The 3,201-nt window shown below is 65.3% G+C and carries 3 protein-coding genes and 1 pseudogene; all 4 read right to left on the bottom strand.

Annotated elements, in window-relative coordinates; translation table 11 throughout:
- On the bottom strand, positions 1-974 hold a 974-nt coding region (locus JMF90_RS30650; RefSeq protein ID WP_201325848.1), incomplete at its 3' end, for a DUF1302 domain-containing protein.
- A 78-nt stretch (positions 975-1,052) separates the two neighbouring features.
- Positions 1,053-2,420 carry a DUF1329 domain-containing protein gene (locus tag JMF90_RS30645; RefSeq protein ID WP_027813903.1) on the bottom strand — a complete coding sequence of 456 codons (1,368 nt, stop codon included), beginning with the start codon at positions 2,418-2,420 and terminating at the stop codon, positions 1,053-1,055.
- Between the two features lie 212 nt (positions 2,421-2,632).
- A complete protein-coding gene (locus JMF90_RS30640; protein WP_006480052.1) occupies positions 2,633-3,046 on the bottom strand; it encodes a RidA family protein in 414 nt (137 codons plus the stop codon).
- Positions 3,047-3,062: 16 nt separating this feature from the next.
- A pseudogene (locus JMF90_RS30635) lies at positions 3,063-3,201 on the bottom strand (phytanoyl-CoA dioxygenase); the annotation flags it as partial.

The raw sequence follows: 3,201 nt of genomic DNA, 5'->3' as shown, positions 1-3,201 counted from the left end.
GGCCGGTATTTCGCCGGCAGGTTCGTCGTGCTCGGCAGGCCGATGTCGTTGAACGGCGGGCCCGCGTAGGTGCCGTTCACGAGCCCGTTCTTGATCGCATTGAGCGTGTCCTGGTTGCCGGCCGCCCCTGAACCGCCGATCGCGTTCGCGATCGTGCCGGCGCTCGGGCCAATCACGTTCAGGTTATTCGTGTTGATCGTGAACGGCTCCGCGCCGCGGCCGAAACCGTTCGTCACCGACCAGTACGAGCCGACCGGCGGATAGCGGTTACCGTTCCACTGGAACTGGTAGTACGCCTCGGTGCTGAACCCGTGCGACAGGTCGGCCGCCAGGCTCACCATCGGCGCGGGCAGCAGCGCCTGCTTGAGCTGCGAGCCGGGAATCAGCAGCTTTTGCGTGTCGATGGAGTTCGTCGCGTTGATGCCGCTCTGCGCGAACATGCTCTCGCCCCAGTTGATCACCTGGTTGCCGAGCCGCACGTGCGCGTTGCGCCCGCCGATCGTGAAATCCTTCTGCGCCCACAGGTCGAGCAGCTGCGCGTTGTAGACGACCTGCGCGGCGGCCGTGCTCGACAACGGCGTGCGGTTCGTGTTCTTCGCCATGAAGTCGTACATGCCGGTGCCGCGCACCATGAACTTCAACCCTTCGCTCGGCATCTTCAGCAGCAGCTCGCTGGTCGCGCTGATGTAGGTGCTGAACGGCTGGCCCCTGCGGTAGTTCAGATCGCCGTTGTCCGCATAGCCCCACTGGTTGGTGTTCGCGGCCGCGCCGCAGCCGAAGGCGTTCGGGTCGCCGGTGAGCGAGCAACTCGGGTTTTTGGTGCGAATACCGGCGCCGGCCGTCAGGTTCGACACCCACGAGCCCTGCAGGGCCCCGCCGTTCAACGTGAAGTCATACGCGTACGCGCTCGACGTCGCGGCGCCCGCCATCGCCACCAATACGGTAGCATTCCTGAATAACCTTGCCGGTTCCATGATCCACCTCCGCCCCTGTCCGATGCCGGCGCACGATCGTTGCGCGCGCCGGTCCTTGTGTCCGTCAGCCGGTCGCCGTCAACGTTCGCTGACCGAGCGCAGCGATTCCGCGGTGTAGAAATCCTGCTTGAAGCGCGGATCGTCGGCCTGACCGAACCAGCGAATGTCCTTGCCCTGGCCAATCGACGACGCATCGAATACGTAGCGGCCGTTGATCATGTCGTACTGCGCGAGCGGTTCGTTGTCGCAGGTGCCGCCGAGTTCCCATACCGGAATCGGGTAGCTTTCCCGCACCTTCCACAGCTTGCCCTGCGCGTCGTAGTCCTCACCGACGAGCGCGAGCCAGCTGTCTTCGTCGAGATAGAACACCTTCTTCGACGCGACGTGTCGCGCGCTCGGCTTCAGCGTCGCCTCGACGACCCACACGCGATGCGTCTCGTAGCGACGGTTCGCCGCAGCGAGGCCGTCGGGCGTCGCGACGTCGTGCAGCTTGCTCTTGAACCGGTACATGCCGAACGCGTTGTACGGGACCAGCATTTCCTTCTTGCCGACCAGCTTCCAGTTGAACCGGTCGAGCGAGCCGTTGATCATGTTGGCCTCGTCGATCAGGTACTGGTTCTCGAAGCCGATCAACGGCGCGTCGTGCGTATAGGCCGGCATGCGTCGCACGCGGCGCTGGCCCGGGAAGTAGTAGTAGGTTTCCGAGTCCTTGTTGAAGTACTGCCGCTGGACGAAGGCCTGCCCGGCCAGCGCGGCCGGCGAGTTCATCTGGAAGTAGACGGCGGCGCTCAACTGGTCGACGTCCTGCGGCGAGGTCTTGCCGAGCTTGGCCGACGGGAAGTAGAACGTCTGCGGACCGACCGCGTCGATCCATTCGCTGCTGCCGGGGCGCGGCGAAATGCTCGTGGCGACCTGCGCCCATTCGACGCCTTCGCCGCGATAACGCATCTCGTAGTTCAGGATCGCTTCGATGCCGCTCTTCGGTTGCGGGAACGGCACGCCCGGCAACGCGGCCGCGGCGAGGTTCTCGCCGCTCGCATCCAGCTTCGCGGCCGTGAGGTTCGCCTTCGAGTTCTGCTCGGCGGCATCCGGCAACTGGCATTCGCGGTGGGACGGGTAGACGTCCATCCGGTAGCCCTTCTTCTGCTTGATCAGCGCGACCTGGCCGGGCGACAGCTTGTCCGCATACTTGTCGACGTTCGCCGCGTCGATCGAATAGAGCGGCTTCTCGTTGCGATGCTTCCAGAAATCGCCGCGCACCTTGCCCCACTCCCAGCCGGCGTCGGGCGACTGCTTGCCCGCATAAGTCGGCACCGCGCCGTCCTTGCTTGCCGAGCGGTCGGCGCCGGCCGGCGTCAGGTCGTCCGCCGCGACGGCGGTGCCGATCGCGACACATGCAGCGGCCGCGATCGCGGACGTGGTCCAGAAACGATGCTTCTTCATCATGGTTCTCCTTCCTGCTCCGCCTTCGCTCGCCCATTCCGGACGAAACGCGTTTGTTTCGATCGTCGCCGTCAATCGACGATGACGTCGCGCCCTGATCGTGGCCGGCCGGGGTTCCGGCGGGCCGCGTGCCATTCGACTGCTATCCCGTTTCTTTTTTCAGGACTGCGATTCATATGGAACGCGAATCCTGCGAAAAACCCTCGTGCCTTCCGTCAGCCCTTGCCGGAGCCGGCCACCGCCACCGCGCGAATCTCGACGCACAGCCCCGGCAGCGCCAGTTGCGTGACACCGACCGCCGTCCATGACGGGTAACGGTCGGGGAAATACACGTCCTTGACCGCCGCGAAGCCTTCGGTCTCGCGTTGCAGATCCGTGTGGAACGTCGTGAGCTCGACGACATCGGCGAGGCTCGCGCCGGCTTCCTCGAGGATCGCCTTCAGGCACTCGAACGCGATCCGTGCCTGTGCCTGCACGCCGTCGGCCGGCTGCATCTGCGCGTCGAGGCCGACCTGGCCCGACACCCAGATCGTGTCGCCGACGCGCGTCGCCGGCGAGAAGTGGTACGCGTCGTACCACGGCTGGAATGCAGCCGGCACGATCGATTGCCGCTTCGGAGTTGCTGTCATGACGAATTCTCCCGGTTCAGACGAGTTGACGGAAACACGGCGCGCGGAACGGATCGCCGGCCTTCAGCCCGGCGAGTTCCTCGACGAACAGCACGCCGGCCGGCGTGAATCCTGAGCGGCTTTCGTCGGGCAGCGGGCTGAACACCGCGTTGTCG

This window comes from Burkholderia sp. E168m23 (assembly GCF_016586125.1).
Lineage (GTDB): Bacteria > Pseudomonadota > Gammaproteobacteria > Burkholderiales > Burkholderiaceae > Burkholderia > Burkholderia orbicola.
The sequence above is the reverse complement of the archived record's forward strand: the minus strand, read 5'-3'. Positions and strand labels throughout refer to the sequence as shown.